Source organism: Pigmentiphaga litoralis (genome assembly GCF_048632615.1).
Lineage (GTDB): Bacteria > Pseudomonadota > Gammaproteobacteria > Burkholderiales > Burkholderiaceae_B > Pigmentiphaga > Pigmentiphaga litoralis_B.
The window spans coordinates 5,285,490-5,310,207 of sequence record NZ_CP184479.1 but is presented as its reverse complement, the minus strand read 5'-3'; the positions used below and the strand labels follow the sequence as shown (position 1 = coordinate 5,310,207).

Genomic DNA, 24,718 nt, shown 5'->3' with positions numbered 1-24,718 from the left:
CCTGTCATGACTGCTTCCCCCACCCTGATGCTGAACGATGGCCACGCCCTGCCCGCGCTGGGCTTCGGGACGTGGCCGCTGGACGATGCCGCCGCCGAACAGGCGGTGGCCTGTGCGATCCAGACCGGCTATCGGCTGATCGACACGGCCGCCCGCTACGGCAACGAAACCGGCGTGGGACGCGGGCTCAAGCAATCGGGCGTGCCGCGCGGCGAACTGTTCGTGACCAGCAAACTGCGCGGCACGGACCACGGCTACGGTCCGGCATTGAAGGCCCTGGATGCCACCTTGGAGCGCCTGGACACCGACTACCTGGATCTGTTCCTGATCCACTGGCCGCAGCCCACCCGCGACAACTATGTCGATGCATGGCGCGCGTTGATCGACCTGCGCGCGGCCGGGAAGGTGCGGTCGATCGGGGTATCGAACTTCCAGCCGGCGCATATTGATCGACTGATAGACGCCACAGGCGAGGCGCCCGCCGTCAACCAGATCGAACTGAATCCTGCTTTCTCGCAACCCGAGCTGCGTGACTACAACGCTGGCCGGCGCATCGTGACGCAGTCATGGAGCCCGATCGGACGGGGGCGCAACCTGGCGGATCCGGCATTGACCTTCATTGCCGAGAAACATGGCAAGACGCCCGCGCAGGTCGTGTTGCGCTGGCACCTGCAACTGGGCCTGGCGGCCATTCCCAAGACGCAACACCCGGCACGCATGGCCGAGAATTTTGCAGTGTTCGACTTCGCGCTGGACCAGCAGGACATTGCCTCGATCCAGGAACTGGACCGAGGCGTGCGAACCGGCTTCGACCCGGACACCTACGTGGAGGACTGAGCCCCCACGTCGGCCGAAGCATGTAGCCGTGGCACCTGGCTGAAGCCCCTTTGGTGAAGCCCCGAGGTGACACAACAAGGCGCGGCCCCAGCCGAACGATCGGACCGCCCCCTTCTCTCCTAGGCGATCGCCTGAGCTTTCCTGACGCTGTCGATCAACGAACTGCGCATCAGGAATTGCTTGGCCCGTACCGGATCCTCGGCCGTCTGCCGAATGTGGTCGAGCGCGGCTGCGCGCTTGGCTGGATCCTTTTCTTCCAGCCGCTTCTTGTTGGCCACGGTCTGCTGCTGCACGAACTCAATGTTCAGATCGCGCCGGCGCCGGTTGTAGCGATCGAACACCGCCGTGTCCGCCCCGTCACGCACTTCGGTGAACATCGTGGCAAGTTCCATGGCGTCGTGAATGCCGCTGTTCAGCCCCAGGCCGCCGATCGGGTTATTCACGTGGGCCGAATCGCCGGCCAGAAACACCCGTCCCTTGCGGAACGTGGCCGCCACCCGTTGATGCACGCGGTAGATATTCCGGTGCACCAAGTCGTAGGTCTTGTCGGTCGGACACACGTGCTGCAGCCGTCGGTGCGCGGCGGCGTCGCTCAGGGCCATTTCGTCGGTTTCGTCGGCCCCTGACGGGAACACCGCGCGCCATCGGCCCTTGCCATCGTCACCCGAAATCTTGAACAGATTGGTCCACGCGTCGGGGTCGGCCAGATAGTTGCGGTAGCAGCATCCCATCATCTGCTCGAAGTCGTCCAGCACGGTCAGCACAATGAATTTTTCGGGCCAGGTAATGCCTTCGAATTCGATGCCCAGGGCTTTGCGCAAGGTGCTGCGCGCGCCGTCGGCCCCGACCACGTAGTCCGCCTGCAGCGTTTCCATGCCGTCCGGCCCCTGCACGTTCACCCGCACCTGTGTGTCGGTCTGAGACAGATCCAAAACGCGGGTGTCGAAACGGACCGACACATCAGGCATCGCGCGCAGGGCATCGATGCCCATGTAGGCCAGCTTGTGCTGCTCGGTCTGCACCACGAACGGATAGGCCGTGTCGTCTTTCAGGATGGCGTGATCGAACTGGGCCACCCGCTCACGCCTGCCCTGGTCCCAGAACTGGAAATAGCGCGCCACCAGACCTTCCGCCACGAAGCGGTCGATCAGACCGACGTTCGCAATCATCTCCAACGTGGAGCAATGCGTGGTGGCCGCGCGAGGACTTTCATCGACAGCACTTTCCGCTTCGCATAGCGTGACCTTGAAGCCTCGCTGGGCGCAGGCAAGCGAGGCGATGACGCCGACCGGCCCGGCCCCCACGACGACGATATGGTGTTGGGTCATCAATGCGCCGCTCCGGAAAAGTCCTGTGGAATGTCGCAGCGCGCGACCCGCACCTTGCGGTTGCCCGCCGGCGTGTTGCGGCTCTTGCCGACGAAACGCGGTACGCCATCGGTCACCACTGCCGCCACCGCGGCGATGTCGCCGTTGCGCAGTGCGTCCAGCGGGTCGGTCTTGGTGCCTCCCACGCACGCATCGAGCAGGACGATGTCGGCATTCTTGCCCGGCTTCAAGAAGCCGCTGTTGATGCCGTAGGTACGCGCGTTGTTGCCCGTCGCGGCCGCAATGGCCCATTCCACCGGCATGTCGGTCAGGCTGGCCAGATGCGTGATCGTGTACATCAGGCCCAGGGGCATGATGCCGCTGCCGGTGGGGGTGTCGCTGGCGATCAGGAATCGGTCAAACACGTCGGCGGTGCGCACCATGTCGCCCAGCATCAGCGTGGTGCGCAGGTTGCCGGCGGTGCAGACCTGCAAGGCAATGTCCGACTCATACACCAGCTTGGGGAAATCTTCGTCGGGCATGGCCACCGGGCCGCCGTTCACGTGAAACGACACGTGCGGCTTCATGGCGATCAGATGATCCGCCCATATACCGGAAGACCCCGGGATCGACGCGCCGCCGGTGTGAACGGTGGTGATCATGCCGTGCTTGCGGGCCCAGCCGACCATCTCGGCATATTCATACGGCGACTTGACCGCGCCAAAGCCTGCCTTGGCCAGCCACACGCCTTGGGACGCGATATCGGCAAAGTCCTGTTCGACCAGGCCCGGTTCGATGATGATCGACCCGGCATACACCTTCATGCCCCCGGACGGAAATGTTCGAAGCAGCGCAGCGCCGCCACGGCCAGCGCCTTGACGCCGGCCGGATCCTTGGGCCGGCCCGGCACATGCACTTCGGACGCGCTGATGGCGGTGGTAATGCCGCCATGCACATAGCTTTCCAGGAAACCGACGGTCTTCTGACGCGGCGTGTAGTCCCCAAACGTGTTGTGCACCTGCGAGTCGATAAGCCCCGGGATGGCCGTTGCGCCATCGGCATCGATCACGATCTGCGCGCTTTCGACGTCGGCCGAGGACAAGGTCCCGACTTTCACGATCTTGCCGTCTTCGGTCAGGATCGAATCCCCGGCGGTGACGGGCTCGCGCCACTCCCCATTGAGGATGCGTCCCAGATTGACGATAGCTACTTTCATGGCTGACTCCTGCGTCGGTTAGATAAGGCCGTCCTTGCCCTGCATTTGGTCATGGGTGATGCCACCCACGCGTGCATTGATGCGGCCGCGGTTGGCCACCGCGAAGATCACCGCGATCTCGTCGGGCATCGGCCCGTCGCTCAGCTGGAACGTCATGGCGTTGTAGTGCGAGCGCACGTACAGCGCATCTTTGGACGCCAGAGGGATGTCGATCGTGACACCCGGTCCACCCACTTTCGTGACGGACGAGATCCACGCCTTGCCGCCGCCGATGATGTCGCGCAGTGGCGTCGCGGCCGCGGTGGTCAGCAACGCGTTCACATGTTCCTGTTCGCCCGCGATCCCGACCACGCCACCTTTGCCGTAGGCCTGCACCGGGTAGTCCCCCCACACCGACATCAACTGTTGGGCGACCTCCGCACCCAGGGCCACGCTGGCCTCGATGCCTTCGGTCAGGTCTTCCTGATAGGCACCCAGAAAAGGGTTTTGGATGAAGGCGACGGCCGCGGCCTTGCGCAGCGGGACGTCGGCGCGCTGCCCCGCTTCTTCGAGCTTGTGCTCGACGACCATGACCCACCTGCGGACCTGTAATTGCATGCCGTGCTCCTGGAGATGACGCGTGACGCCAGAACCGGCAGGCCACGCATGGACCGCCAGGACGCTGACGCAAGAAAAATGTTGTTGCGACTTGATGACGATGCTATTGTCATACAATCCTAATGTCAAATGATTCAGGAAAACATCATGCGCGGACGTACCATCCTCTTTTCCGAAATGACGCCGGCCCCCGAGTGGGAAGACCGTTTCAACGTCTGGTACGACGACGAACACATTCCCATCCGCGTCGGCTTGCGTGGGTTCCAGAGCAGCCAGCGTTATGTGCGTCCGGACCGGAACTACCTGGCGGTTTATGAGATGGACACGTTGCAGGCGCTCAAGACCGTTGCCTACCAGGCCATCAAGAACAACCCGTCGCCGGAAACCGCGTGGATGCTCAAGAACGTGACGGGCTTCACCCGATACCTGTGCGAAGAAATCAGCATTGCCGGTGACACGTCCCCCGCAGGGATCGAGACCAGGGTGCTGTATCCGGTCTGGTTCAAGGTGCCCCCGGAACGCCTGGCCGACTTCGACGCCTGGTACGAGCAGGACCATGTGCCGCTGCTGCTTGAATGCCCAGAGTGGCGCTGTGTGCGCCGCTTCAATGTGACCGACGGCGTGCCTGGCGACTACAACCGCCTGGCCCTGCACTACCTGGATGATGAATCCGCGCTAGCATCGCCGGCCCGCGAAAAAGCCCGCAACACGCCGTGGCGCAACCGCATATCGGCCGAACCCTGGTTCAAGGGCGTCTATGACGTCTTTGCCAAGGTCGGCGAGCGGCAGCTGCCGCCGCTCTGACCTGATTCAAGAAGAAGCTGGAGACACCATGGATCTGAAGATTTCCCTCGCACCGTCCAGCACGAAACCGTGCGCCTACTGCGCGAAGCAATCCTGTCGGGCCACTTTCGGCCAGGCGAAAAGCTGATCGAAGCCAAGCTGTGCAGCCAGATGGGTGTCAGCCGCACATCGATCCGCGAAGCGTTGCGCGTGTTGGCCGCCGAAAAGCTGATCACCATCGTGCCGAACAAAGGCCCATCGGTCGCCGAAGTCAGCTGGGCCGAAGCCGAAGGCATCTATCACCTGCGGGCATTGCTTGAAGGAGAAGCCGCCGCGCTGACGGCGGGGAACCGCACGGACGATGACATTGCAACGATGGCCGCCGCCCTGGCGCGTTTCCGGGACGCGGTCGAGCAGCAGGACTGGGCCGCGCGGATCTCGGCCACGGCCGATTTCTACGAAGTGATCATCGCCCGTTGCGGCAATCCCGTCATGGGCGACGTGCTGCACGGCCTGCTGTCGCGCATCAACTTCCTGCGAGGAAAAACCATGGCCAGTCCCGGACGCGCGAAGCACAGCGTGCGCGAACTTGAACAGATCCACGCCGCGATCGCGAAAGGCGACGCCCGCGCTGCCCGCGCGGCCGCGGTGTCCCACGTGCAAGCGGCGCAGACCGAAGCGCGCGATGTGTACCTGGCAATGAACGCGGCGGCCTGACCTTCCGAGCCCCCGCCTGACCGTAGTGGTACGGCCAGGCCGCCTTGACCGGATTACCCCACCCACGAGGAACTCGTCATGATGTCCCCTATCCGATCACTGGCCGCCCTGGCCGCCCTGCTTGCCGCAACCCCCGTTCTTGCCGCCTGGCCGGAACGTTCCGTCACGCTGGTCGTGCCGTTTGCAGCCGGTGGCAATACCGACAGCATTGCGCGGATCACGGCCGAATGGCTGACGGCACAGCTCAAGCAGACCGTGGTGGTCGACAACCGCCCCGGCGCCAACGGCGCCATCGCCGCCGAACACGTTGCCCGCGCCAAGCCCGACGGCTATACGCTGTTCATGGCAACGCTGCCGCAGATGGCCATCGTGCCTCACCTGCAGAAAGTGCGGTATGACGCGGTCAAGGACTTTGCGCCGGTCTCCATCGTCGCCACCAATGAATTTGCGCTGGCCGTGGCCGCCAACATGCCAGCCAAGTCCCTGCAGGATGTGGTCGCCCATGTGAAAAACCACCCCGGCACCGTGGCCTATGCATCCGCCGGCACCGGGTCCGTCAGCCACCTGACCATGGCCATGTTCACCAAGACGGCCGGCCTGTCGATGATCCATGCGCCTTACAAGGGTGGCGCGCCCGCCTTGGCCGATGTGTTGGGCGGCCAGGTGCCCTTCTACTTTGGCAACGTGGCTGAAATCATTCCCTACGCCCAGTCCAGCAAGCTGAAAGTGCTGGCTGTGTCCGGCCCCAAGCGCGCGCCGGAATTCCCGAATGTGCCGACGGTGGCCGAGCAGGGCTATCCGGGATTTTCGACACAAACGTGGAACGGCGTTGCCGCCCCGGCTGCAACGCCCCCTGAAATCGTCAGGCAACTGGCCGATTCGATCGCCCTGGCCGTCAAGGACAAGACCTTCGTTGCAAAGCTGGCGGCAATCGGCGTGGAACCGCTGGGCAATACGCCCGCCGAGTTCAGCCAGAAGATCGTGACGGACAACCAGCAGTGGGCCGCCGCGGTCAAGGACTCAGGCGCGGTGCTGCAGTGATTCTTGCGGTGCGCAGAAAGGCCGGCCCCAGCCTTGGTCGCGTGCAACGCGCAGCGCTCAGGGCGGGCCTGCCTGACAGGCGATAATGACGGTCATTGCCTGGCCGGCGACACGCCGGCCGCGGCTTCATTTTGCTGAGTGACCGATCATGACCTCCCTTTCGACACCGCGGGCTCGGCCCGCGGCGCACGCCGCAGCGTGACCGGCCAGCTTGCCGCGCAGCGTGACGACATTGCCGACCTGATCACCCGCCGTCCGCTGCCAGGCCGCGGTGTGGACCAGGTCGATCCCTTCCTGTTCCTGAACCACCACGGTCCGCAGGTCTATCGCCCGCGCAACAACGGCCTGCCGTTCGGCCCGCATCCCCATCGCGGATTCGAGACCGTCACGTTCATTCTGGAAGGCGACATCGCCCACCGCGACACGGGCGGCCATGAAAGCGTGATCGACGCGGGCGGCGTGCAGTGGATGACGGCGGGCAGCGGCCTGGTGCACGAAGAAGTGTCATCCGCCGATTTCAAGCGCGATGGCGGCCCGCTCGAAGTGCTGCAGCTGTGGGTCAATCTTCCGTCCCGCCTGAAGATGAGTCCGCCCAAGTACGTGGGGCTCCAGCGCGAAGATATTCCGTCGCTGGAACTGGATGATGGCAAGGCGCAACTGGACCTGATCGCCGGCCAGTGGGGCGGACAGGTTGCGCCCATTCAATCCCTGACGGGCATCACCATGACGACGCTGACGCTGACGGCCGGCGCGCACGTTCAGCTGGAAGCGCCGGCCGACCGGTCCGTCTTCTTTTACCTAGTACGGGGGCGGTGACGGCGTCAGGCACGCCGGTGGCGGCCCAGCATCTGGTCACCTTCGCGCACGATGGCGACACCATTGCCGTGTCCGCCGATGCCGACGCCTTTCTGGTGTTCGGCCATGCCGATCCGATCCGGGAATCGGTGGTCAGTCATGGCCCGTTCGTGATGACCACGCGACAGGAAATCCACGAGGCCATCGCCGATTACCAGGCGGGCAAGTTCGGCGGCTTCTGATCACAAACCGCGGGGGTGGCCGTTACCCCGCCCCTGCCAGCTTACCGCCGCTCGGCCGACGGCGTGTTCACCCGCGTCTCACCCGCTGACGACACGGACGCCGTGGGCGTCGTTGGCGCGGTGGGCGTCGCTTCGGCCTTGACCGTCACGCTGTCGCCAGGGCCCGACAGAATGCGGGTTTCGACTGTCTCGGGCATGTCTTCGGTGGCGAACAGGTCCCAGGCGGCCATGAACAGACCGGCGATCACCGGACCGATCACGAAGCCGCTCAGGCCGAACAGCGCCATGCCGCCCAGGGTGGAGATCAGCACCACGTAGTCAGGCATCCGGGTGTCCTTGCCCACCAGCAATGGTCGCAGGATGTTGTCCACCAGACCGATCACCAGGAAGCCGAAGGCGATCAGGATCACGCCTTCCCAGACCGACCCGGTCAGCAGGAAATAGATGGCCACCGGGCCCCACACGAGGCCGGCGCCCACGGCGGGCAGCAACGACAGGAAGGCCATCACGACGGCCCACAGCAGCGGCGCCTGCACGCCCAGGATCCAGAAGATGAGGCCGCCCAGCGCGCCTTGCACCAGCGCTACGGCAATGTTGCCCTTGACCGTGGCGCGCGCGATCGTCGTGAACTTCTGCAGCAGATGCTGCTTGTGCCCGTCGCTGAGCGGAATCGCCTGGCGGATGCGGCGCGCCAATTGCGGACCGTCGCGCAGCAGGAAAAACATCAGATACAGCATGACCGCGAAACTGACCAGCAACTGGAAGGTGTCCGACCCGATGCTGACGGCCTTGGTCGCCATCAACTGGCTGCCCTGCGCCGCGGCGTCGGTCAGCTTGGTCTGGATGCTGGCGATGTCGTTCAGTCCGAAGCGCACCATGATGTCATGCACCCAGAGCGGCAAGGCATCGAATGCACGCTGGAAGTAGGCGCCGAAGTTCAGATTGCCGCTTTTGATCTGTTCGTAGACCAGCGAGCCCTGCTGAACCAGCGACCCGGTGATCAGCATCAACGGCAGGATCACGATCAGCAGCACCAGCAGCAAGGTGACGAGCGTGGCCGCGTTGCGGCGCTTTCCGAACTTGTTGACGAGCTTGCGGTTCAACGGCGCGAAGATGATCGCCAGAATCGTCCCCCAGAACACCGCGCCCATGAAAGGTTGGAGGATCCAGATGAACGCGATCGATACGGTAATCAGAATCAGAAGGAAAGTCTTGTAATGGAGACTCGAGTTATTCATGGCTGCCTGGGTGGGCCGGGGCCCGGATGGTCGTTGCGTGTTGTTGTGAGGGCGGGCCCCGCACGCGCGCGCACCCGGGGTCTGCCTGCGCTCAACGATACGCGAAAGCCGTGGCTGCGCAGCCTGCAAGCAGACGCCAATGTTGCCAGTTGTATTATGGGTTTGACACCAAGCACGCTTGATCTGCCGGCGTGCGACCACACGTAATGCCTATCCGTTCTGTCCCTTTCCCCACTCTTCGACGCCAAGGGCCATGAAATACAAAGACTATTACGACATTCTTGGTGTGCCGCGCACGGCCACCGAAGCCGAGATCAAGGGCGCCTACCGCAAGCTGGCGCGCAAATACCATCCTGATGTGAGCAAGGAAAGCGACGCCGAATCCCGCTTCAAGGAAATCGGCGAAGCCTATCAGGTGCTGAAAGAGCCTGACAAGCGCGCGGCCTACGACAACATGGGCACGCAGTGGCAAGGCGGCCAGGACTTCCAGCCGCCACCCAACTGGGATGCCGGCTTCGAGTTCACGGGCCGCGGCGGCAATGGTGGCGACTTCAGCGACTTTTTCGAGTCGATGTTCGGCGGGCAGGCCGGCGGGGCACGCGGCCGCGCCCGGCGGCCGATGCACGCCCAGGGTGAAGACCACCATGCCAAGGTCCTGATCGACCTGGAAGACGCCTATCGCGGCGCGTCGCGCAATGTCACGCTGCGCATGCCGACGACGGATGCGTCGGGCCGCGTCACGACGCAGGAACGCACGCTCAGCGTGAACATTCCCAAGGGCGTGCGCGAAGGCCAGCATCTGCGTCTGTCCGGCCAGGGCAGCCCCGGCATAGGCCAGGGCCAGCCTGGCGATCTCTATCTCGAAATCGCCTTCCGCCCGCATCGTCTGTTCCGTGTGGACGAACGGGACGTGTACGTGGACCTGCCGCTGGCCCCGTGGGAAGCGGCGCTGGGCGCCACGGTCGACATACCGACACCCGACGGATCGGTGCAGCTGACCATTCCGCCCAACACCTCGGCCGGCCGCAAGCTGCGCCTCAAGGGCAAGGGCTTGCCAAGCAATCCGGCGGGCGATCTGTACGTGGTCGTGGGCATTGCCTTGCCGCCCGCCGACACGCCCGAAGCGCGTGACGCCTACGCCGCCATGCAGAAAGCCTTCCACTTCAACCCACGCGCGGGGTTCTGACCGGACGCGCATCGGGCCACATCAGGAGACTGTGATGACCGCCAATGAATCGCCGGCCCTTCAGGGCCGGGTCGTCGAAGAAGATGTGCAGTTGACCTTGCTGGAACTGTGTCAGGCCAGTGGCGCGCCGCGCGAGCGTGTCATGACCTGGGTATCCGAAGGCATGCTCGAGCCCGTGGGCGACCGGCCGCCCGAATGGCGCTTTACGGGTGTGTCGCTGCGGCGCACGCGACTGGCGTGCCGGTTGGAGCAGGATCTGGAATTGAATCCGCCCGGCGTGGCGCTGGCGCTGGACCTGATGGATGAAATCCTGGCCCTGCGGGCGGAGTTGCGTCGCTCAGGTCTCCGGTAAGGGCCGGGCGTCGGCAGGCCGCACGAACGCGGCCCGCGCGGCGTGCACGACGCCGCGGTAGGCGCAGTCGGCGGCATGGTCGTTCACCATGCCCGTTGCCTGCATCAACGCATACAGCGTGGTCGGTCCGACAAACTTCCAGCCTCGCGCTTTCAACGCTTTTGACAGCGCGATCGATTCGGGACACGTTGCGCGCACTGGGGTGGTCGGCAGGGTTTCGGGCGGCGCATAGCGCCACAGGAATGCAGCCAGCGATCCAGCCTCTTTCCGAAGCGCGATGGCGCAGTGTGCATTGTTCAGTACCGCGTCGATCTTGCCGCGGTGCCGGATGATGCTTGCGTCTTGCAACAAACGTTCGACGTCCTTGTTGTCAAAACGCGCCAGTCGGTCGATGTCGAACCCTGCAAAGGCAGCGCGAAAGGCCTCCCGCTTGCGAAGGATGGTCAGCCAGCTCAGGCCCGACTGAAAGCCTTCCAGACTGATGCGCTCGAACAGCGCCGTGTCGGTGCCCAGGGGCATGCCCCATTCGGTGTCGTGATAATGACGGTAATCCGGATCGGCGGTCACCCACGCGCAGCGCGTGAGGCCGTCTTCAAAAGTCGGCGGCATGGTGTTCCTGCGGTTCGCAATCCGCTATCGTAGTGCGCCTCGGCCCGGCCGGTCCGCGCCATCGCCACCCGCCACTGATGCCCTTCCCTACGCCCTTCGGCCCGCCATGCAAGAATTTGATCTCAACGACAGTACCGCCGACCGCTTCCTGCTCGATTCCACCGGCGTCTCGCTCGTGGTCTTCCATAGCCGCACCTGCGCCAATTGCCGGCTGGCACGGGAGAATCTGCCCAAAATGAATCTGCCCGTCGAACGCATCTGCTGGATCGACGCCGGCGACAACCGCGGGCTGGTGGAACGCTATGAAGTGTTCCACCTGCCATCGATGTATGTCGTGAAGAACGCTGTGTTCTACGGGTCGGTCCAGGCCACGCTGGCGGAATGGGACATCCGCCGTCAGGTGCATCTGGCGCAGGACAGCGTGCCGGCTGAACTGCCTTGAGTCCGATTTTTACGCCACCCTTGCCTGAAGCTGCCGAGCCGTCCGTCAGGAACCGGATCATTCCTCGTGCTTGTCGTGGGTGGCTTCGGCCCCGCGGCGCCAGTAGCCCGCGGCCTTGATCCACGCCTTGTTCAGGCCGCGCTCGCCCACCAGATAGGCGCGGACGGCCTTGGCCACGCTGGATTCCGCCGCGACCCAGGCATAGATGTCGCCGTCGGGCAGTTGCAGATCGCGCAAGGCGGCCACCACGGGGTCGCCCGCGGCGGCCTGCCCCATAGGGGCTTGGCCCTCGGCGGCTTGAACCGCAGCCGTCTCGGCAGCCGCATCGTCGGACGCGCCACGATGCACCCAGCGCACCGTCAGGTCGGCCAGCGTCTTGAACGTCTGCTCTTCTTGCGCGTCGGCCACCTGCGCCACGACGCAGACCCGGGCGCCGGCCGGCAGTTCTTCCAGACGACGGGCCATCGCGGGCAAGGCGGTTTCGTCACCGACCATCAAATAGCCGTCGAAGTCCCCTTCCATCACCATCGACCCCCGCGGACCACCGATGCCCAGGTACTGGCCGGCTTGCGCCTGCGCCGCCCATTCCGCAGCCGGACCGTGTCCGTGCAAGGCAAATTCGATGTCCAGTTCGCGGGCGACGGGATCATAGCGGCGCGGCGTATAGTCGCGCCGCGCCGAGGGTGGCGTGTCCGTTGCGTCGGGTCCGCCGGGGCCCGTCGGGCCGTTGGGGCCCAACTGCGGCAGGTCGGGCTTGCTTTGGCCGGCCGCCGGGAAAAACACCTTCACGTGATCGTCGAATGCCGCGCTGGTGAAGCCTTCAAGATCGTCGCCCGTCAGGGTGACGCGCAGCAGACGCGGCGTAACGGGTTCGACGCGGCGCACCTGCAGCAGGCGCATCTTGAGTTCGTGCCGCACGCGGCGCACGCCGCGCGCCGGGGCCGCCATGCCAGTCGAAGCGGGTTCGGCCCCGCGGTTGTCGGCAGCAAGGGGGTCGGCGGTACGGGAGTCGGCAGTGCGGGAGTCGGCGGTGCGGGCGTCGATGCTTGCAGATTGCGGTGTGCTGCTCATGTCAGGTCCTGTTTGAGTTGACGAAGGTCGTCGGTCGCGCGTTGCAGGATCTCTGCAATGCGGCGGTTGCCTTCCGGCGTACACGCGCCCAGGTCGTGCAGGGCATGCTTGAGACTCAGCCGCGCCAGCATCAGCGATTCGGGGGTGCCGGGCGCGACGGCATCGGCGTCTTCTTCGCCCGCGAACACACGCCGCACCTGGGCCATCTTGGCGCCGACGCTGGCCAGTTGCGCCAGGATGTCATCCGCCACGTGGCGCTGGGTGGCCAGCCAGGCTTCGCCGTCGGGCGTGACGGCATACCGTTTCTTGGCGCCCTCCATCGTGACGGTGGCGTGCCCGATATCTTCCAGATAGGCAAGCGCCGGATAGACCATGCCCGAACTTGGCCCATAGAAACCGGACGACCGCTCCGACAGAGTCTTGATCAATTCATATCCATGACTGGGCTTGTCGGCCAGCAGCGCCAGCAGCACCAGTTGAAGGTCTTCGGAGGTCAGCCTGCGGCCGGTGCGAAATGCCGGCCGGCCGGCTTGCGTGTCGTCGAAGCCGGCGGAGAAACGACGGCCGCCCCGGCCGCCTCCTCGATGGTGTCCATGCATGGTGATCCTTGTTCGCAGCGGGGGTACGCCAGGGTGGCGCCTCGCCATCTTCGCTGCAGCAGTGGACTCAGTATATCTAAAAACACGTTTTACGACACATGTTTTTAGATATGTTTTAGGACAGCATCGGCACGCGGCAGGCGCTGGCACCGATGGACACGTCCGGTGACTTGCCTGCCAGCAAGCCGTGGCGCTACCTTGCTTGCCTGACTTCAGGAGAAGACGCAATGAACGTATTGATCGCTGGCGCATCGCGCGGTATCGGGTTGGGATTGGTCACGGCGCTGTTGGCGCAGGGGCATCATGTGGTGGCCGTGGCGCGCAACCCGGCGGGGTCCGAAGGCCTACAGGCGCTCGAGCGCAAACACGGCAGCGCGTTGACGTTGATCACGTGCGACCTGAACGAGCCCGACGCGGCCAGCGTGCTGCGCGCGGGATTTGGGGACATGACCTTCGACCGCATGGTGTTCAACGCGGGTGTGAAGACACCCCTGCATCAAAGCGTCGCGGCCGCGACGATGGAGGAAGCCGGTGTGCTCTTCATGACCAACGCGATCGCGCCGGTGCGGCTGGCGCAGCAGTTGTGCGGCAGCGTGGTCGATGGCGGGGTGATCGGATTCATGAGTTCGCAGATGGCCAGCCTGACCCTGAACCGGTCCGGCGGCATGCCCTGTACGGCGCGAGCAAGGCCGCGCTGAACAGTCTGATGCTGAGCTGGGCATCGACCCTGGACGTATTGCCATTCAGCCTGCTGGCCTTGCACCCGGGCTGGGTCAAGACCGACATGGGCGGACCCCATGCGACCGAAACGGTGGAACAGAGCGCGGCAGGCCTGATCCGCACGCTGGATGCGCATGCGGGCAAGAAGGTGTGCGCCTTCGTGGACTACCAGGGCGAGCCCATGCCCTGGTAGGCGCGGCGTGGCGGCCCTGCCTTAGATCAACAGGCCCTGCTGCCCAGGTTCGAGTGCCGCATCGGCCGGCTTGTCGGCCGCCGATCCGCCGCCCAGATATTCGGCCAGCAATCGCGCTTCGGGCGTCAGATTGGCCAGGCGGCGCAGGCAGATCACCAGTTCTCGCAGGGCCCAGGCGTCGGCCAGTACGATCGCCTTGAGCTGCCCGACCTTGACCCACGGGGCCGCCACCGCCTCGGGCACCACGCCGACTCCCGCACCGCCCCCAACCAGCCGGCAAATGGCATCGTGGCTGCGCACCTGGATCTTCAGGTTCACCGACTTGCCTTGCGCCAGGGCCTTGTCCGACAGGAATTGTTGAAACGGGCTGCGTGCATCCAGTCCCACGAAGGGCTGGTCCAGCGCGTCGCCAAACCCCATGCCCTTGCGCCGTGCCAGCAGGTGGCCCGCCGGCACGACCAGCACCAGCCGATCGGACCGGAAAGGATAGGTTTCCAGCCCGCCCGTATCGGTGGTTGCGGGCAACAGGCCGAGGTCAGCCGTGCCATCGCCTACCTGCTCCACCACTTCGTCGGCCAGGCGTTCGTTGACCTCGACATGCAGGTCGGGATGCAGTTTCTGGAACATCGCCAACGCGGAAGGCAAAAAAGCCGTCAGCGCGTGGTTGTTGGCCAGGAGGCGCACCTGCTTGGCCAGCTCACCCGAATACGCATGCAGGTCGCCGCGCAGGCGGTCTTCCTGTTCCAGCATGGTCTTGGCGTGCGCAAGCAGTGTGCGGCCAGCGGGCGTCAGGGTGATGCCTTGCCGCGCGCGTTCGAACAGCTGGATATTGAGCGAGACCTCGAGGTTGCGCATGCGTTTGCTTGCCGCCGCCAGCGCCAGATTGGCGCGCGCGGCGCCGTGGGTAATGCTGCCCGCTTCGACGATATGGCGAAACAGACCGAGATCGATCAGGTCAAAACGCATGAGAGCAGTCCTTGCCGTGAAGCCGGCGTGATGCAAAGCAGTCTTCACGGTGGCAGGACGCACGCCGCAGCGGCGTGGTGGTACCCATCGGTAAAGAAGCGCAAACAGCACGGGTGAAAAGCGAGTCGGCGATTCTACCAGCCCGCGAGACGCACGCCGGACATCCGGGTCAGCCACTGACATCCTGACAGCCTCCTGAATTGTATTCCATCCTAATTGATAGCTTCCTATCTATTAGGGTAAGATAGGCTTCATGAGACCTGCAGATTCCCTGCGCATGTCGGTCAGCACCGCGCTGGTGGTGGTCACGCGCGCCATGAAGCAAGAGGCCGACGCCGCCTTGGCCGGCTTTAACCTGTCGCACGCGGCGGCCTGGCCCCTGGTCATGATCGGCCGGCTGGGCGAAGGCACCCGGCAAGGCGCGGTGGCCGAAGCGGTTGGCATTGAAGGCCCGTCGCTGGTGCGCCTGATCGACCAGCTCTGCGCGGCCGGTCTGGTCGAACGCAAGGACGACGCCAATGACCGGCGCGCCAAGACGCTGTACCTGACCAAGGAAGGCCGTCTGCTGCGCGACGATATCGAAGCATCGTTGATCCAGTGGCGCAAACGCGTGTTCCATGGGGTGTCGGTGGATGACCTGGAAGCCTGCATGCGCGTGTTCGGCAGCGTGGCCGATGCGCTCGGGCGCCCCGACCTGCTGGGTCAGCTGAACCGCAAATGATCCGTGTGCCGATCCGCCCATGACTGCCTTGCCGACCCGGGCCGAATGGCTGTTCTCATTCAAGAACTACGCCGCCGCCATGCTGGCTCTTTTCATCGCGATGGGCATGGGATTGCCGCGGCCGTTCTGGGCGATGTTGACGGTGTTCGTGGTCGCGCAGCCGCTGTCGGGCGCCGTGCGGTCCAAGGCCGTGTTCCGGCTGCTCGGTACGGCGCTGGGCGCCGCGGCAGCCATCGCGCTCGTGCCATTGCTTTCCAATGCGCCCGAACTGCTGTCGCTCGCACTGGCCTTGTGGGTCGGGGCTTGCCTCTATCTGTCCTTGCTCGATCGGACGCCGCGCAGCTACGTGTTCATGCTGGCCGGCTACAGCGCGGCGCTGATCGGCTTTCCGGCGGTGTCTCAACCAGAAACGATCTTCGACGTGGGGTTGGCGCGCGTCATCGAAATTTCGCTGGGGATCGTGTGCGGCACGCTGGTGCATTCCTTGGTGTTTCCGCAGGGCTTGGGACCCGTGCTGCTCAAGCGGCTCGATGCGGCGCTGGCGGACGCGCGGGCCTGGATGCGCGATGCCTTGCGCGGCGGCCGCGACGCCAAGAGCGATCGTGACCGCCGCAAGGTCGCCAGCGACATTACCGAGCTGCGCGTGCTGTCGACCCACCTGCCCTTCGATACGTCGCACCTGCGTTTCACCTCCCATTCCTTGCGCGCCCTGCAGGACCGCATGGCGTTGTTGCTGCCGGTGTTGGCCGCGATCGAAGACGCCGTGGCGGCACTGCGGGCGCAAGGCGGTCTGTCGGCCGACCACGCGGCGCTGCTGGACGACATCGCGGCCTGGGAACCCGCCGATGGCGCATCATCGGCCGACGCTGCCCGCATGCAGCTCGCCGACGCCCAACGCGCCGCGCTCAAGACGCGTATCCATGCGTGCACCCCCGGGGTCGACGCTACGTCGTCCTGGCGGGACCTGATGGCCTTCCATCTGTGTGCGCGGCTGCACGAACTGCTGGATGCGCGCATGGAAAGCTGGCGTCTGCGGGCGCAGATCGGCAGCGTTGCGCGTGGCGGTCCGGCGCGCCTGACCGTCGGCATGACCCGCGTGATCCGTGCGCGCTTCGGCACCCCTTTCCATCGCGATCATGGCCTGGCGCTGCTGTCGGCATTCGCCGCGGTGATTGCGATTCTGGTGTGCTGCGCCTTCTGGATCGGCACAGGGTGGCCGTCGGGGTCGGCGGCGGCCCTGATCGCCGCGGTGTTCTGCTGCTTCTTTGCGACGCAGGACGATCCCGCGCCCAGCATCAAGACCTTCCTGGCCTACACCATCTATTCCTTGCCGCTGTCGGCCTTCTACCTGCTGGTCGTCATGCCGGCCATCAATGGTTTCGGCATGCTCGCGCTCGCGACCGCGCCGGCGATCATTGCGATCGGCATCTTCGTCGCCCGCCCGAAAACCACCCTGCGCGCCATGGCCCTGCTGTTTGGCTTCGGATCGACGCTTAGCCTGCACGACACCGGCACGGCCGACCTTGCATCGTTCATCAACGGCAACATCGGCCAGATCGCCGGCACCGCCGCGGCCGTGCTCATCACGCAATTGCTGCGCAGCGTCGGCGCCGAATGGACGGCCCGGCGGCTGCTGCGCGCCGGCTGGTCCGAACTTGCCGCCATGGCGGGTGCGCGCGGGCCGTCGGCCGCGCGGGCCGTCGCGCCTCAGAACTCCGCAAATCGCATGCTGGATCGCGTGGGCCTGCTTGCGCCCCGGCTCGCCTTGTCGAGCGTAGCGGAACATCAAGTGGCGGCCGATGCGTTCCAGGACCTGCGCGTGGGCGACACCATCGCGCAACTGCAGCGCGCGCGCCCGCTGCTGCAAGACGGTGAACTGGCGCTGCGCCGGTTGCTGCGCGCGCTGTCGCGTCATTTTGGCGACCTGTCGGCAGGCCGTTTCAGGGCCGCAGGACTGGCCGGCGCACGCGGCGCGCCCGGACCCGCTGTGCTGGCCGCGCTGGACCGCGCGCTGCGCGCCATTGTGGCCGGCCCGGCCAGTGCGGCGCGAGACAGCGCGGTGATTGCCCTGGCCGGCTTGCGCAACAGCCTGTTCCCCGCCGCGGACGCATACGTGGGGCCGATGGCGGCGCCGCGTCCCCTGCGCGCGGTGCCCGAAGCGGAGCCCTTGCATGATCGGTGAAGTCAATCTGCATGGCATTTTCGTGCCGGCCTTGCTGGTGCTGACATTGGCGGCGCTGCTGGTGTCCAGCCTGCTGCGGCGCCTGCTTGCCGCGATCGGGTTTTATCGCTACGTGTGGCATCCGGCCCTGTTCGATTTCTGTCTGTTCATCCTGGTGCTGGGCGGCGTCTGCGCCCTGACCGCGGGCGCGTCGCCCACCCTTCTGTCGTCACTTCCATGAAACGCCCTGCCCCTGCTGTCCGCCGCGTCATCCGCGCCACTTCCCGCGCCCTTTCCCACTACGCACCCAAAGCCGGCCGTGTCGCGGTCACGGCCATCGTGGTCATCGGGGCCGCGTTCGCAGGCCTGCGTCTGTGGCATCACTACGAGATCGATCCCTGGACACGTGACGGGCGGGTCAAGGCGTCGGTGGTGCAGATCGCGCCCGACGTGACCGGGCCGGTCGTGGAAGTGGCCGTGCATGACAACGAATCGGTGCATGCCGGCCAGGTGCTGTTCCGGATCGATCCGACCCGCTTCGAACTTGCGCTGCGCCAGGCGCAGTCCGCCGAAAGCCAGCAGCGCGCGGTGCTGTCCCAGGCCGAACGCGAGTCCCGGCGCAACCATGAACTGGGTGATCTGGTATCGGCCGAAGTGCGCGAGCAGGGACTGGCGCGCGTCGAGCAGGCCCGCGCGGCGCTGATGCAGGCCGTCGTCAACCGGGACACGGCCGCGCTCAATCTGCAACGCACACGCGTCCTGTCACCGGTCGATGGCACCGTCACCAACCTCGATCTGCGCACCGGCGCCTATGCCGCCGCGGGCAAGGCCGTATTGGCATTGGTGGACCGGCATTCGTTCTACGTCGAAGGCTATTTCGAAGAAACCAAGCTGCCGCATATCCAACTGGGAGACAAAGCGTCCGTAGTGCTGATGGGCGAGCGCCATGCCCTGCAAGGGCATGTCGAAAGCATCGCGTCGGGCATCGCCGACCGCGACCGCAGTACCGGCAACGACCTGCTCCCGAATGTGAACCCGACTTTCAACTGGGTGCGGCTGGCGCAGCGGGTACCCGTGCGCGTGTCGCTGGAGAACGTTCCGGCGTCGGTGCGGCTGGTGGCCGGGCAGACCGCAACCGTGACGGTCGTCAATTGATCATGAATGACCTTTGCGCCCGCATTCGTACGATTTTTCTGCGCGCTGTGTCGGCGCGATTCACATGTGACCCGTCGGTGCGTGGTCATTCCTGCCGCCCTGCCCGCAACCAGCCAGCCTCCGGTCGCGCGTCCTCTGCACGGACGATGGCGGTCTTGCCCGTCGTCCTTGTGCTGGGGCTTGCCGCCTGCGCGCACGTGGGCCGCGACGACACGGGCGCGCCAGCTGCCGCCGTCGTCCACGCCGCCTCGGCCAACGGCCCGCTGATCGGCGCCACGGAACCCGGCGTCACCAGCGCGCCGCTGCCGCCGCATTGGTGGCGGCTGTACCAGGACCCGGCCTTGGACGATCTGGTGGCGCAGGCCCTGGCCGCGAACAAGGACTTGCAAGCCGCCGCGGCCAACCTGCGGCGTGCCGAGGCGGTGGTGCGGGAAGCCGGCGCCACCGCCTTGCCGGCGATCGGGATCAGCGGCGGGCCGTCGCTGGGGCATGCATCGGCAGCGGCCATGGGCCTGCAGAACGCGTTGCCCAACCGGGTGTCGTACGACGCGGGCATCAGCGTGTCGTATCAGGTGGATCTGTTCGGGCGCATCGACCGGTCGATTGCAGCGGCGCAGGCCGATGCCTCGGCCACGCAGGCCGCCTACGAGGCGGCCCGCATGACCGTGGTTGCCGATACCGTGCGTGCCTACGCCGACCTGTGTTCCGCGCAATACCAATCCCGGGCCGCAGCAGACCAGGTGGCCTTGCAACAGCGCAGCCTGGACCTGACCGACCGGCTGGCGGCGGCGGGCCGCGGCACCGCGTTCGATCGCGTGCGCGCCGCGGCGCAGCTCGACACCTTGCGCGCCACGTTGCCCGGCTTTGCGGCGCAGCGGCGCGTGGCGACATTTCGGCTGGCGGCCCTGACAGGTCATACCCCCGCCGATGCGCCTGATCCCGCCTGCGACGCGCCGCCGCGCCTTGTCCAGGCGATACCCGCGGGCGACGGTGCGGCCCTGCTGCGCCGGCGCCCGGACATCCGGCAAGCCGAGCGCACACTGGCCGCCGCCACCGCGCGCATCGGCGTGGCCACGGCCGACCTGTACCCGACCATTTCCTTGGGGCTGTCAGCAGGATCAACCGGCCCGGCAGCCCGGTTCCTGGACAGCGCAAGCTACCGCTGGAGCGTCGGCCCGCTGATCTCCTGGACCCTGCCCAATACCGGCGTTGCACGCGCCCGCATCGCGCAGGCGCAGGCCAACGGCGATGCCAGCCTGGCTCGCTTCGACGGGGTCGTGCTGGGCGCGCTGCGCGAAGCCGAATCCGCGCTGACCGTCTACGCCCGCGAGCTCGATCGCAACGCTGCCCTGCGCGCTGCGCGCGACCAGAGCGCCGTGGCCGCGCAACAAGCCAACGAACTGTACGCTCGCGGCCGCGAGAACTTGCTTACCGTGCTGGATGCCGGACGGACACTGGCCTCCGCCGATGCCGCGCTGGCCGCGTCCGACAGCCTGCTGTCGGCCGATCAGATCGCGATTTTCCTGGCCCTGGGAGGCGGCTGGGAAGGTTGATCCCGACGTTGTGCCGGCACAAATCCCCTACTGAGCCATGGACTTTTTCAACATACGTTCATGTACGTATGTATGATGTCATCTTGTTGTCATCTTGCGCAAGAGCCAATTGCCCGGCTACGTGCCTGGCTGCTCCTTGCTGCGTTCAGTACGTTTGCCCGGCAGCCTCAGTCTGGCGCTCATTTAAGGAACGTCCGGCATGCCAGACCACGCTCGTCCCAGCAACCTGTCGCCGCGCTCTGAACGACCACCGGCTCCCGTTCAGGTTCCTGCCATTCCGTTGTCGCCGTCCGTCAGTGGCCTGTCCAGCGGCAAGGCCAGCCTGGTGCTGGCTGCCGTCTTTGCGCTGGCTGCCTTGGCCGTCGGCCTGCTGACGCCAACGGTCATGCCGTCCGGCTTCCTGGAAGAAGGCGGCCCGGTCGAAAGCGGCACCATCTTTCTATACCTGGCGTCGGTCGCCTGCGTAGTGATGACCCGCATGCCGGGGCTGACCCGAACCGACAAGCTTGCGCTGTGCATCGTGCTGCTGTCCCTGGCCGCGCGCGAAGCCGACCTGCACAAGGCCATGTTCGGCATCAGCATCCTCAAGGCGCGGTTCTACAACCGCTACGGGTCGCTCGAGCAGATCGTCATGGCGGTGGTGACGCTGCTGCCCGCCCTGCTGTCCATGCTGTGGCTGATACGCCGGGGCGCGCGGCCCTGGTGGGACGCGGTATTGTCCCGCCGTGCCCCCGCGCTGACGCTGATGACCTTCCTGATCATCATCGTGCTGGCCAAGGCCTTCGACCGGACGCCGGTCACGCTGGTCTCCACGGGCCTGATGGCATCGGTACCCGCCACCGTCAACACGGTGCTGCAAAGTTTCGAAGAGATCTTCGAATTGATGTTGCCGCTGCTGGTAATGCTTGCGGTGATCCAGAGCGTCCTGATCCGCGCCACGCCCGCATCGCCCGATGAAGCCGGCGCGCGCGACTGGAGCGTGCGCGTGCATATCCGCCGCAATCGGCAGAACCGCTTTGAGCCGCACATCGAACTGGAAGCCAAATGGGGCGGCAACCGCCAGTCCTGCATGATCCCGCCCACCACGGATTTCGACACGCCCGAGGCCGGCACCGCCCATGCGCTGGAATGGGTTGCGACCTGGCAGCGTCTGAACGGACAGGGTCGGCTCGAGTAAGCCAGGTTGCCTTTGCATGGCACGCTACGTGCTTGAACCGAGGCAAGAGTAGAAGCGTTCACCACCTACCGTTCCTTCGGCACCGTCCCGGTGCACGGGTCGCCAGCGTGGCCGGAAATTGCTCTTGAAGTGCCCACCGCCGGTGCATCGTCCACGACGCTGCCGGGCTGGGCGAATTCCCACTTCAAGTCGCAAGCCGAGTCCCCGGCGCCGACCGCTATCCGAAGGAGCTTCACCTTGCATCGCCGTCAATTGCTGAAATTGGGTGCTGCCGCCGCAGCCGTGCTGGCCGCGCCCGTCGTCTGTGCCCAGCCCCTCACCCGCCTGCGCTTCACGCTCGATTACCGCGTGACCGGACAGACCGCGCCGTTCCTGGTTGCGCTCGCCAAGGGCTACTACAAGGAAGAAGGCCTGGATGTCACGATCGACGCCGGCAGCGGGTCGGTCGCGTCCATTACCCGCGTGGTGACCGGGGCCTATGACATCGGTCTGGGCGACATCAATTCCTTGATCGAATACCACGGCGCCGCCACCGGCACGCCTGCGCTACGCGCCGTCTACCAGTACTACAACCGCGCGCCTTTTGCGATCATTGGCCGCAAGGACCGCGGCATTACCGATTTCAAGAGCTTGCAGGGCAAGCGCATTGCCGCCGCCGCGGTCGAGTCCACCAAGCGCGCCTGGCCCATGGTGGCGCGCAAGACAGGCCTGTCCGACGACGCGCTGGAATGGGTCACTACCGACTTCAGCCTGCGCGACAACGTCATCGTGCGCGGCGATGTCGATGGAGCAACGTACTTCCACGATTCGGCCGTGACGCTGTTCCAGCGCATGAAGCCGGAAATGCTCAGTGTGCTGCCGTTTGCCGACGCGGGCGTCAACCTGTATGGCAACGCCGTGTTGGCGAGCAGCAAGCTGATCAACGACAATCCCAAGGCGCTGGCCGCGTTCTTGCGCGCCAGCAACCGGGGCCTGCAGGACGCCCTGGTCAACCCCGTCGCCGCGATGGCCATCGTCAAACAGCGTGATCCGCTGATCGACGAAAAGGTGCAACTGGACAGCTGGCTGATTACCGCCAAGTACCTGGCTGCCCCGGACACCCGGACCCATGGCATGGGGGACGTGCGCAAGGAACTGGTGGCCGAACAGATCACGATGGTGTCGGACACCTTCGGCCTGAAGACCCGCCCCACCGTTGACAGCCTGTACGACCTGCGTTTCCTGCCGCCGCTGGCCGATCGCATGGCCAAGGCTTGAAGCCATGGCGCTTTCCATCGATACCCTGCAACCTGCCGGGCACAGCCTGCTGATCCGCGGCGCCCAGGCCATCCTGACCGGCCTGCCCGGCGCGCACGGGCGCAGCGATGCGCGCGACATCCGGGTGCGTAACGGCCGCATCGACGCCATTGGCTCGCTGGCGCCCGAACCGGGCGAACGCGTGCTGGATGCCAGCGATTGTGTGGTCTACCCGGCCTGGGTGAATACGCATCACCACCTGTTCCAGTCGTTGCTCAAAGGCGATCCGCTGGGGATCAATGTCACGCTGATGCCCTGGCTGACGGCGATCCCTTTTCGCTATCGCCCAGCCTTTGACGAGTCCCGCTTCCGCACGGCGGCGCGCATCGGGCTGGTCGAACTGGCGCTGTCGGGCTGCGCAACGGTTGCGGATCACAACTATCTGTATGCCCCGGGTCTCGGGTTCGACACGTCTGACATCCTGTTCGAGGAAGCGGACCGGCTGGGCCTGCGCTTCGTGCTGTGCCGGGGCGGCCAGACCCGCGTGCGGCAGGTCGAAGACACCCTGCCCGCCTCATTGCGGCCAGAACGGTTCGAGCAGTATCTGGCCGACGTGGAGCGGCTGGCGCAGCGCTACCACGACCCTGCCGCCGATGCGCGCCGCAAAGTCGTGCTGGCGCCGACCAATCCCCTGCATGGCGTCGACGCCGGGCAATTGCGCGAAAGCGCCGCGTTTGCGCGCGGCCTGGGGCTGCGCATGCATACCCACCTTTCCGAAACCGTGTCCTACCAGGACGACGCGCACCGGATCGCAGGCAAGTCGGCCGTGCAGTATTGCGCCGATAACGGCTGGGTAGGCCAGGACGTGTCCTTCGCGCACCTGGTCAAGCTGGATGCGGAAGAGATCGCCTTGCTTGGCGCGACCGGCACCGGTGTGGCCCATTGCGCGCAGTGCAATGCCCGGCTGGGCAGCGGCATCGCGCCGGTCGAAGCGCTGGAGGCCGCGGGCGCCAAGGTATCGATCGGCGTCGATGGCGCCGCGTCCAACGAGGCGGCCGATATGTATTCCGAAGTCCATGCCGCCTGGCTCATGCAGCGGGCCAAGGAAGGCGAAGGCACGCGTGCCCGTTTGCACGGCGGTGAAGGCGAAGCCGGGCGCAATCGCACGACGGTGGAAGACGTCGTGCGCTGGGCGACCGCGGGCGGCGCCGACGTGCTTGGCCTGACCGACCTCGGCCGCATCGAAGTCGGGCGGGTGGCCGACCTGGCGCTGCATGCGGTCGATGCCCCGCGCCACTTCGGCCTGCATGACCTGGGCATCGCCCCGGTCGCTTCCGGAGGAGGTCGCGTCAAGGCCTTGCTGGTGGGCGGCAAGCAGGTCGTGGATGACGGCGTGCTGGCGGGGCTGGATGTCGATGCCTTGCGGCACGAGGCGCGCGCCGCCGTGGCGTGGATGCGCGAGCATGCCACGCCACTCTGACGCGATCACGATCGGACGTGGCCGGTCGGACCCTGCCTCTTCAGGTAACCCGCGGTCCGTGCCTGACTCGTGACTAGCGGGACCGCCAGGTCGTGTGATTCCCATCGAAGCGGTATTGCCAGGAACAGGAATCGGGTGTAGGTAGACCCGATTCCTGCCTTTGCCCGCGGCAGATGACCTTCGGACCCGACACGCGCAGGGTGATTTCGGCCTTCCGATTGAGCGGCAGCCCGTGCATTTGTAAGGGTTCTTCTTAAACCCCCTGCGCTAAATTCCTAGCAATTCGCAGGCATCCCCCGTCAAAAAACTGTAACTCCGGCGATC

General features: G+C 65.7%; 28 protein-coding genes. 19 read left to right on the top strand and 9 right to left on the bottom strand.

From position 1 onward, the window contains the following. Positions 1-6 precede the first annotated feature (6 nt). Positions 7-837, top strand: a complete 831-nt coding sequence (locus ACNANG_RS24560) for an aldo/keto reductase (protein ID WP_420225224.1) — start codon at positions 7-9, stop codon at positions 835-837. A 119-nt stretch (positions 838-956) separates the two neighbouring features. On the opposite strand, the gene ACNANG_RS24555 is transcribed toward ACNANG_RS24560, so the two are convergent. From ACNANG_RS24555 to ACNANG_RS24540, 4 genes are read right to left on the bottom strand one after another with little or no spacing between them, the layout of a single operon-like run. Then, positions 957-2,165, bottom strand: coding sequence for an FAD-dependent oxidoreductase (locus ACNANG_RS24555; RefSeq protein ID WP_420225223.1), 1,209 nt, complete (start codon positions 2,163-2,165; stop codon positions 957-959). Continuing rightward, entirely contained in the window at positions 2,165-2,968 is an 804-nt protein-coding gene (locus ACNANG_RS24550) for an amidohydrolase family protein (protein WP_420225222.1), read from the bottom strand. Before ACNANG_RS24550 ends, ACNANG_RS24555 begins: the two co-directional genes overlap by 1 nt. Continuing rightward, complete coding sequence (locus ACNANG_RS24545; RefSeq protein ID WP_420225221.1) at positions 2,965-3,360, bottom strand: hypothetical protein; 396 nt, start codon at positions 3,358-3,360, stop codon at positions 2,965-2,967. Before ACNANG_RS24545 ends, ACNANG_RS24550 begins: the two co-directional genes overlap by 4 nt. A gap of 18 nt (positions 3,361-3,378) precedes the next feature. Beyond that, positions 3,379-3,957 (bottom strand): amino acid synthesis family protein, encoded by a 579-nt coding sequence (locus ACNANG_RS24540; RefSeq protein WP_420225220.1) that lies wholly within the window; start codon positions 3,955-3,957, stop codon positions 3,379-3,381. Between the two features lie 147 nt (positions 3,958-4,104). On the opposite strand from ACNANG_RS24540, the gene ACNANG_RS24535 reads away from it, so the two are divergent. The 5 genes from ACNANG_RS24535 (at position 4,105) to ACNANG_RS24515 (ending at position 7,535) form a co-directional block, all read left to right on the top strand. Beyond that, positions 4,105-4,761: a hypothetical protein gene (locus ACNANG_RS24535; RefSeq protein ID WP_420225219.1), complete on the top strand. Its 657-nt coding sequence runs from the start codon at positions 4,105-4,107 to the stop codon at positions 4,759-4,761. A 69-nt stretch (positions 4,762-4,830) separates the two neighbouring features. Then, the gene (locus ACNANG_RS24530) at positions 4,831-5,457 is read left to right on the top strand and encodes a GntR family transcriptional regulator (RefSeq protein WP_420225218.1); all 627 of its coding nucleotides are present in this window, start codon (positions 4,831-4,833) and stop codon (positions 5,455-5,457) included. Positions 5,458-5,535: 78 nt separating this feature from the next. After that, positions 5,536-6,498: a Bug family tripartite tricarboxylate transporter substrate binding protein gene (locus ACNANG_RS24525; RefSeq protein WP_420225217.1), complete on the top strand. Its 963-nt coding sequence runs from the start codon at positions 5,536-5,538 to the stop codon at positions 6,496-6,498. A 138-nt stretch (positions 6,499-6,636) separates the two neighbouring features. Further along, on the top strand, positions 6,637-7,314 hold the full coding sequence (locus ACNANG_RS24520) for a pirin family protein (RefSeq protein WP_420225216.1): 678 nt from the start codon (positions 6,637-6,639) through the stop codon (positions 7,312-7,314). 17 nt (positions 7,315-7,331) lie between these two features. Continuing rightward, positions 7,332-7,535, top strand: a complete 204-nt coding sequence (locus ACNANG_RS24515) for a pirin-like C-terminal cupin domain-containing protein (protein ID WP_420225215.1) — start codon at positions 7,332-7,334, stop codon at positions 7,533-7,535. 41 nt (positions 7,536-7,576) lie between these two features. On the opposite strand, the gene ACNANG_RS24510 is transcribed toward ACNANG_RS24515, so the two are convergent. After that, the gene (locus ACNANG_RS24510) at positions 7,577-8,773 is read right to left on the bottom strand and encodes an AI-2E family transporter (RefSeq protein ID WP_420225214.1); all 1,197 of its coding nucleotides are present in this window, start codon (positions 8,771-8,773) and stop codon (positions 7,577-7,579) included. 253 nt (positions 8,774-9,026) lie between these two features. On the opposite strand from ACNANG_RS24510, the gene ACNANG_RS24505 reads away from it, so the two are divergent. Both ACNANG_RS24505 and ACNANG_RS24500 read left to right on the top strand, forming a co-directional pair. Then, a complete protein-coding gene (locus ACNANG_RS24505; RefSeq protein WP_420225213.1) occupies positions 9,027-9,959 on the top strand; it encodes a DnaJ C-terminal domain-containing protein in 933 nt (310 codons plus the stop codon). Between the two features lie 34 nt (positions 9,960-9,993). After that, entirely contained in the window at positions 9,994-10,311 is a 318-nt protein-coding gene (locus ACNANG_RS24500) for a chaperone modulator CbpM (protein ID WP_420225212.1), read from the top strand. Here ACNANG_RS24500 and ACNANG_RS24495 read toward each other — a convergent pair. After that, the gene (locus tag ACNANG_RS24495) at positions 10,297-10,920 is read right to left on the bottom strand and encodes a DNA-3-methyladenine glycosylase I (protein ID WP_420225211.1); all 624 of its coding nucleotides are present in this window, start codon (positions 10,918-10,920) and stop codon (positions 10,297-10,299) included. The two genes, ACNANG_RS24500 and ACNANG_RS24495, sit on opposite strands and share 15 nt — an antisense overlap. Positions 10,921-11,026: 106 nt before the next feature. Between ACNANG_RS24495 and ACNANG_RS24490 the strand changes: the two genes are divergently transcribed. After that, positions 11,027-11,362 (top strand): thioredoxin family protein, encoded by a 336-nt coding sequence (locus ACNANG_RS24490; RefSeq protein WP_420225210.1) that lies wholly within the window; start codon positions 11,027-11,029, stop codon positions 11,360-11,362. A 57-nt stretch (positions 11,363-11,419) separates the two neighbouring features. Here ACNANG_RS24490 and ACNANG_RS24485 read toward each other — a convergent pair whose 3' ends face one another. After that, the gene (locus tag ACNANG_RS24485) at positions 11,420-12,310 is read right to left on the bottom strand and encodes a siderophore-interacting protein (RefSeq protein ID WP_420227651.1); all 891 of its coding nucleotides are present in this window, start codon (positions 12,308-12,310) and stop codon (positions 11,420-11,422) included. 119 nt (positions 12,311-12,429) lie between these two features. Further along, the gene (locus ACNANG_RS24480) at positions 12,430-13,032 is read right to left on the bottom strand and encodes a PadR family transcriptional regulator (protein WP_420225209.1); all 603 of its coding nucleotides are present in this window, start codon (positions 13,030-13,032) and stop codon (positions 12,430-12,432) included. A gap of 227 nt (positions 13,033-13,259) precedes the next feature. Between ACNANG_RS24480 and ACNANG_RS24475 the strand changes: the two genes are divergently transcribed. Together ACNANG_RS24475 and ACNANG_RS24470 are read left to right on the top strand one after the other, a co-directional pair. Then, entirely contained in the window at positions 13,260-13,730 is a 471-nt protein-coding gene (locus tag ACNANG_RS24475; RefSeq protein ID WP_420225208.1) for an SDR family NAD(P)-dependent oxidoreductase, read from the top strand. Between the two features lie 8 nt (positions 13,731-13,738). Beyond that, positions 13,739-13,945: a hypothetical protein gene (locus ACNANG_RS24470; RefSeq protein WP_420225207.1), complete on the top strand. Its 207-nt coding sequence runs from the start codon at positions 13,739-13,741 to the stop codon at positions 13,943-13,945. 21 nt (positions 13,946-13,966) lie between these two features. Here the strand turns inward: ACNANG_RS24470 and ACNANG_RS24465 are convergent, their stop codons facing one another. Continuing rightward, positions 13,967-14,911, bottom strand: a complete 945-nt coding sequence (locus tag ACNANG_RS24465; RefSeq protein ID WP_420225206.1) for a LysR substrate-binding domain-containing protein — start codon at positions 14,909-14,911, stop codon at positions 13,967-13,969. Positions 14,912-15,164: 253 nt separating this feature from the next. Between ACNANG_RS24465 and ACNANG_RS24460 the strand changes: the two genes are divergently transcribed. The 8 genes from ACNANG_RS24460 to ACNANG_RS24425 all read left to right on the top strand — a co-directional run bounded on the left by ACNANG_RS24460 (position 15,165) and on the right by ACNANG_RS24425 (position 24,394). After that, positions 15,165-15,632 (top strand): MarR family winged helix-turn-helix transcriptional regulator, encoded by a 468-nt coding sequence (locus ACNANG_RS24460; protein WP_420225205.1) that lies wholly within the window; start codon positions 15,165-15,167, stop codon positions 15,630-15,632. A gap of 19 nt (positions 15,633-15,651) precedes the next feature. Continuing rightward, positions 15,652-17,814 (top strand): FUSC family protein, encoded by a 2,163-nt coding sequence (locus ACNANG_RS24455; RefSeq protein ID WP_420225204.1) that lies wholly within the window; start codon positions 15,652-15,654, stop codon positions 17,812-17,814. Next, positions 17,804-18,034 (top strand): DUF1656 domain-containing protein, encoded by a 231-nt coding sequence (locus ACNANG_RS24450; RefSeq protein ID WP_420225203.1) that lies wholly within the window; start codon positions 17,804-17,806, stop codon positions 18,032-18,034. The genes ACNANG_RS24455 and ACNANG_RS24450 overlap by 11 nt, the downstream gene beginning before the upstream one ends. Then, positions 18,031-18,948 carry an efflux RND transporter periplasmic adaptor subunit gene (locus tag ACNANG_RS24445; protein WP_420225201.1) on the top strand — a complete coding sequence of 306 codons (918 nt, stop codon included), beginning with the start codon at positions 18,031-18,033 and terminating at the stop codon, positions 18,946-18,948. The genes ACNANG_RS24450 and ACNANG_RS24445 overlap by 4 nt, the downstream gene beginning before the upstream one ends. Positions 18,949-19,094: 146 nt before the next feature. Next, complete coding sequence (locus ACNANG_RS24440; RefSeq protein ID WP_420225200.1) at positions 19,095-20,501, top strand: efflux transporter outer membrane subunit; 1,407 nt, start codon at positions 19,095-19,097, stop codon at positions 20,499-20,501. 199 nt (positions 20,502-20,700) lie between these two features. After that, the gene (locus tag ACNANG_RS24435) at positions 20,701-21,678 is read left to right on the top strand and encodes a hypothetical protein (RefSeq protein ID WP_420225199.1); all 978 of its coding nucleotides are present in this window, start codon (positions 20,701-20,703) and stop codon (positions 21,676-21,678) included. 237 nt (positions 21,679-21,915) lie between these two features. After that, on the top strand, positions 21,916-22,935 hold the full coding sequence (locus tag ACNANG_RS24430; protein ID WP_420225197.1) for an ABC transporter substrate-binding protein: 1,020 nt from the start codon (positions 21,916-21,918) through the stop codon (positions 22,933-22,935). A gap of 4 nt (positions 22,936-22,939) precedes the next feature. After that, on the top strand, positions 22,940-24,394 hold the full coding sequence (locus ACNANG_RS24425) for an amidohydrolase family protein (RefSeq protein WP_420225196.1): 1,455 nt from the start codon (positions 22,940-22,942) through the stop codon (positions 24,392-24,394). Positions 24,395-24,718 lie beyond the last annotated feature (324 nt).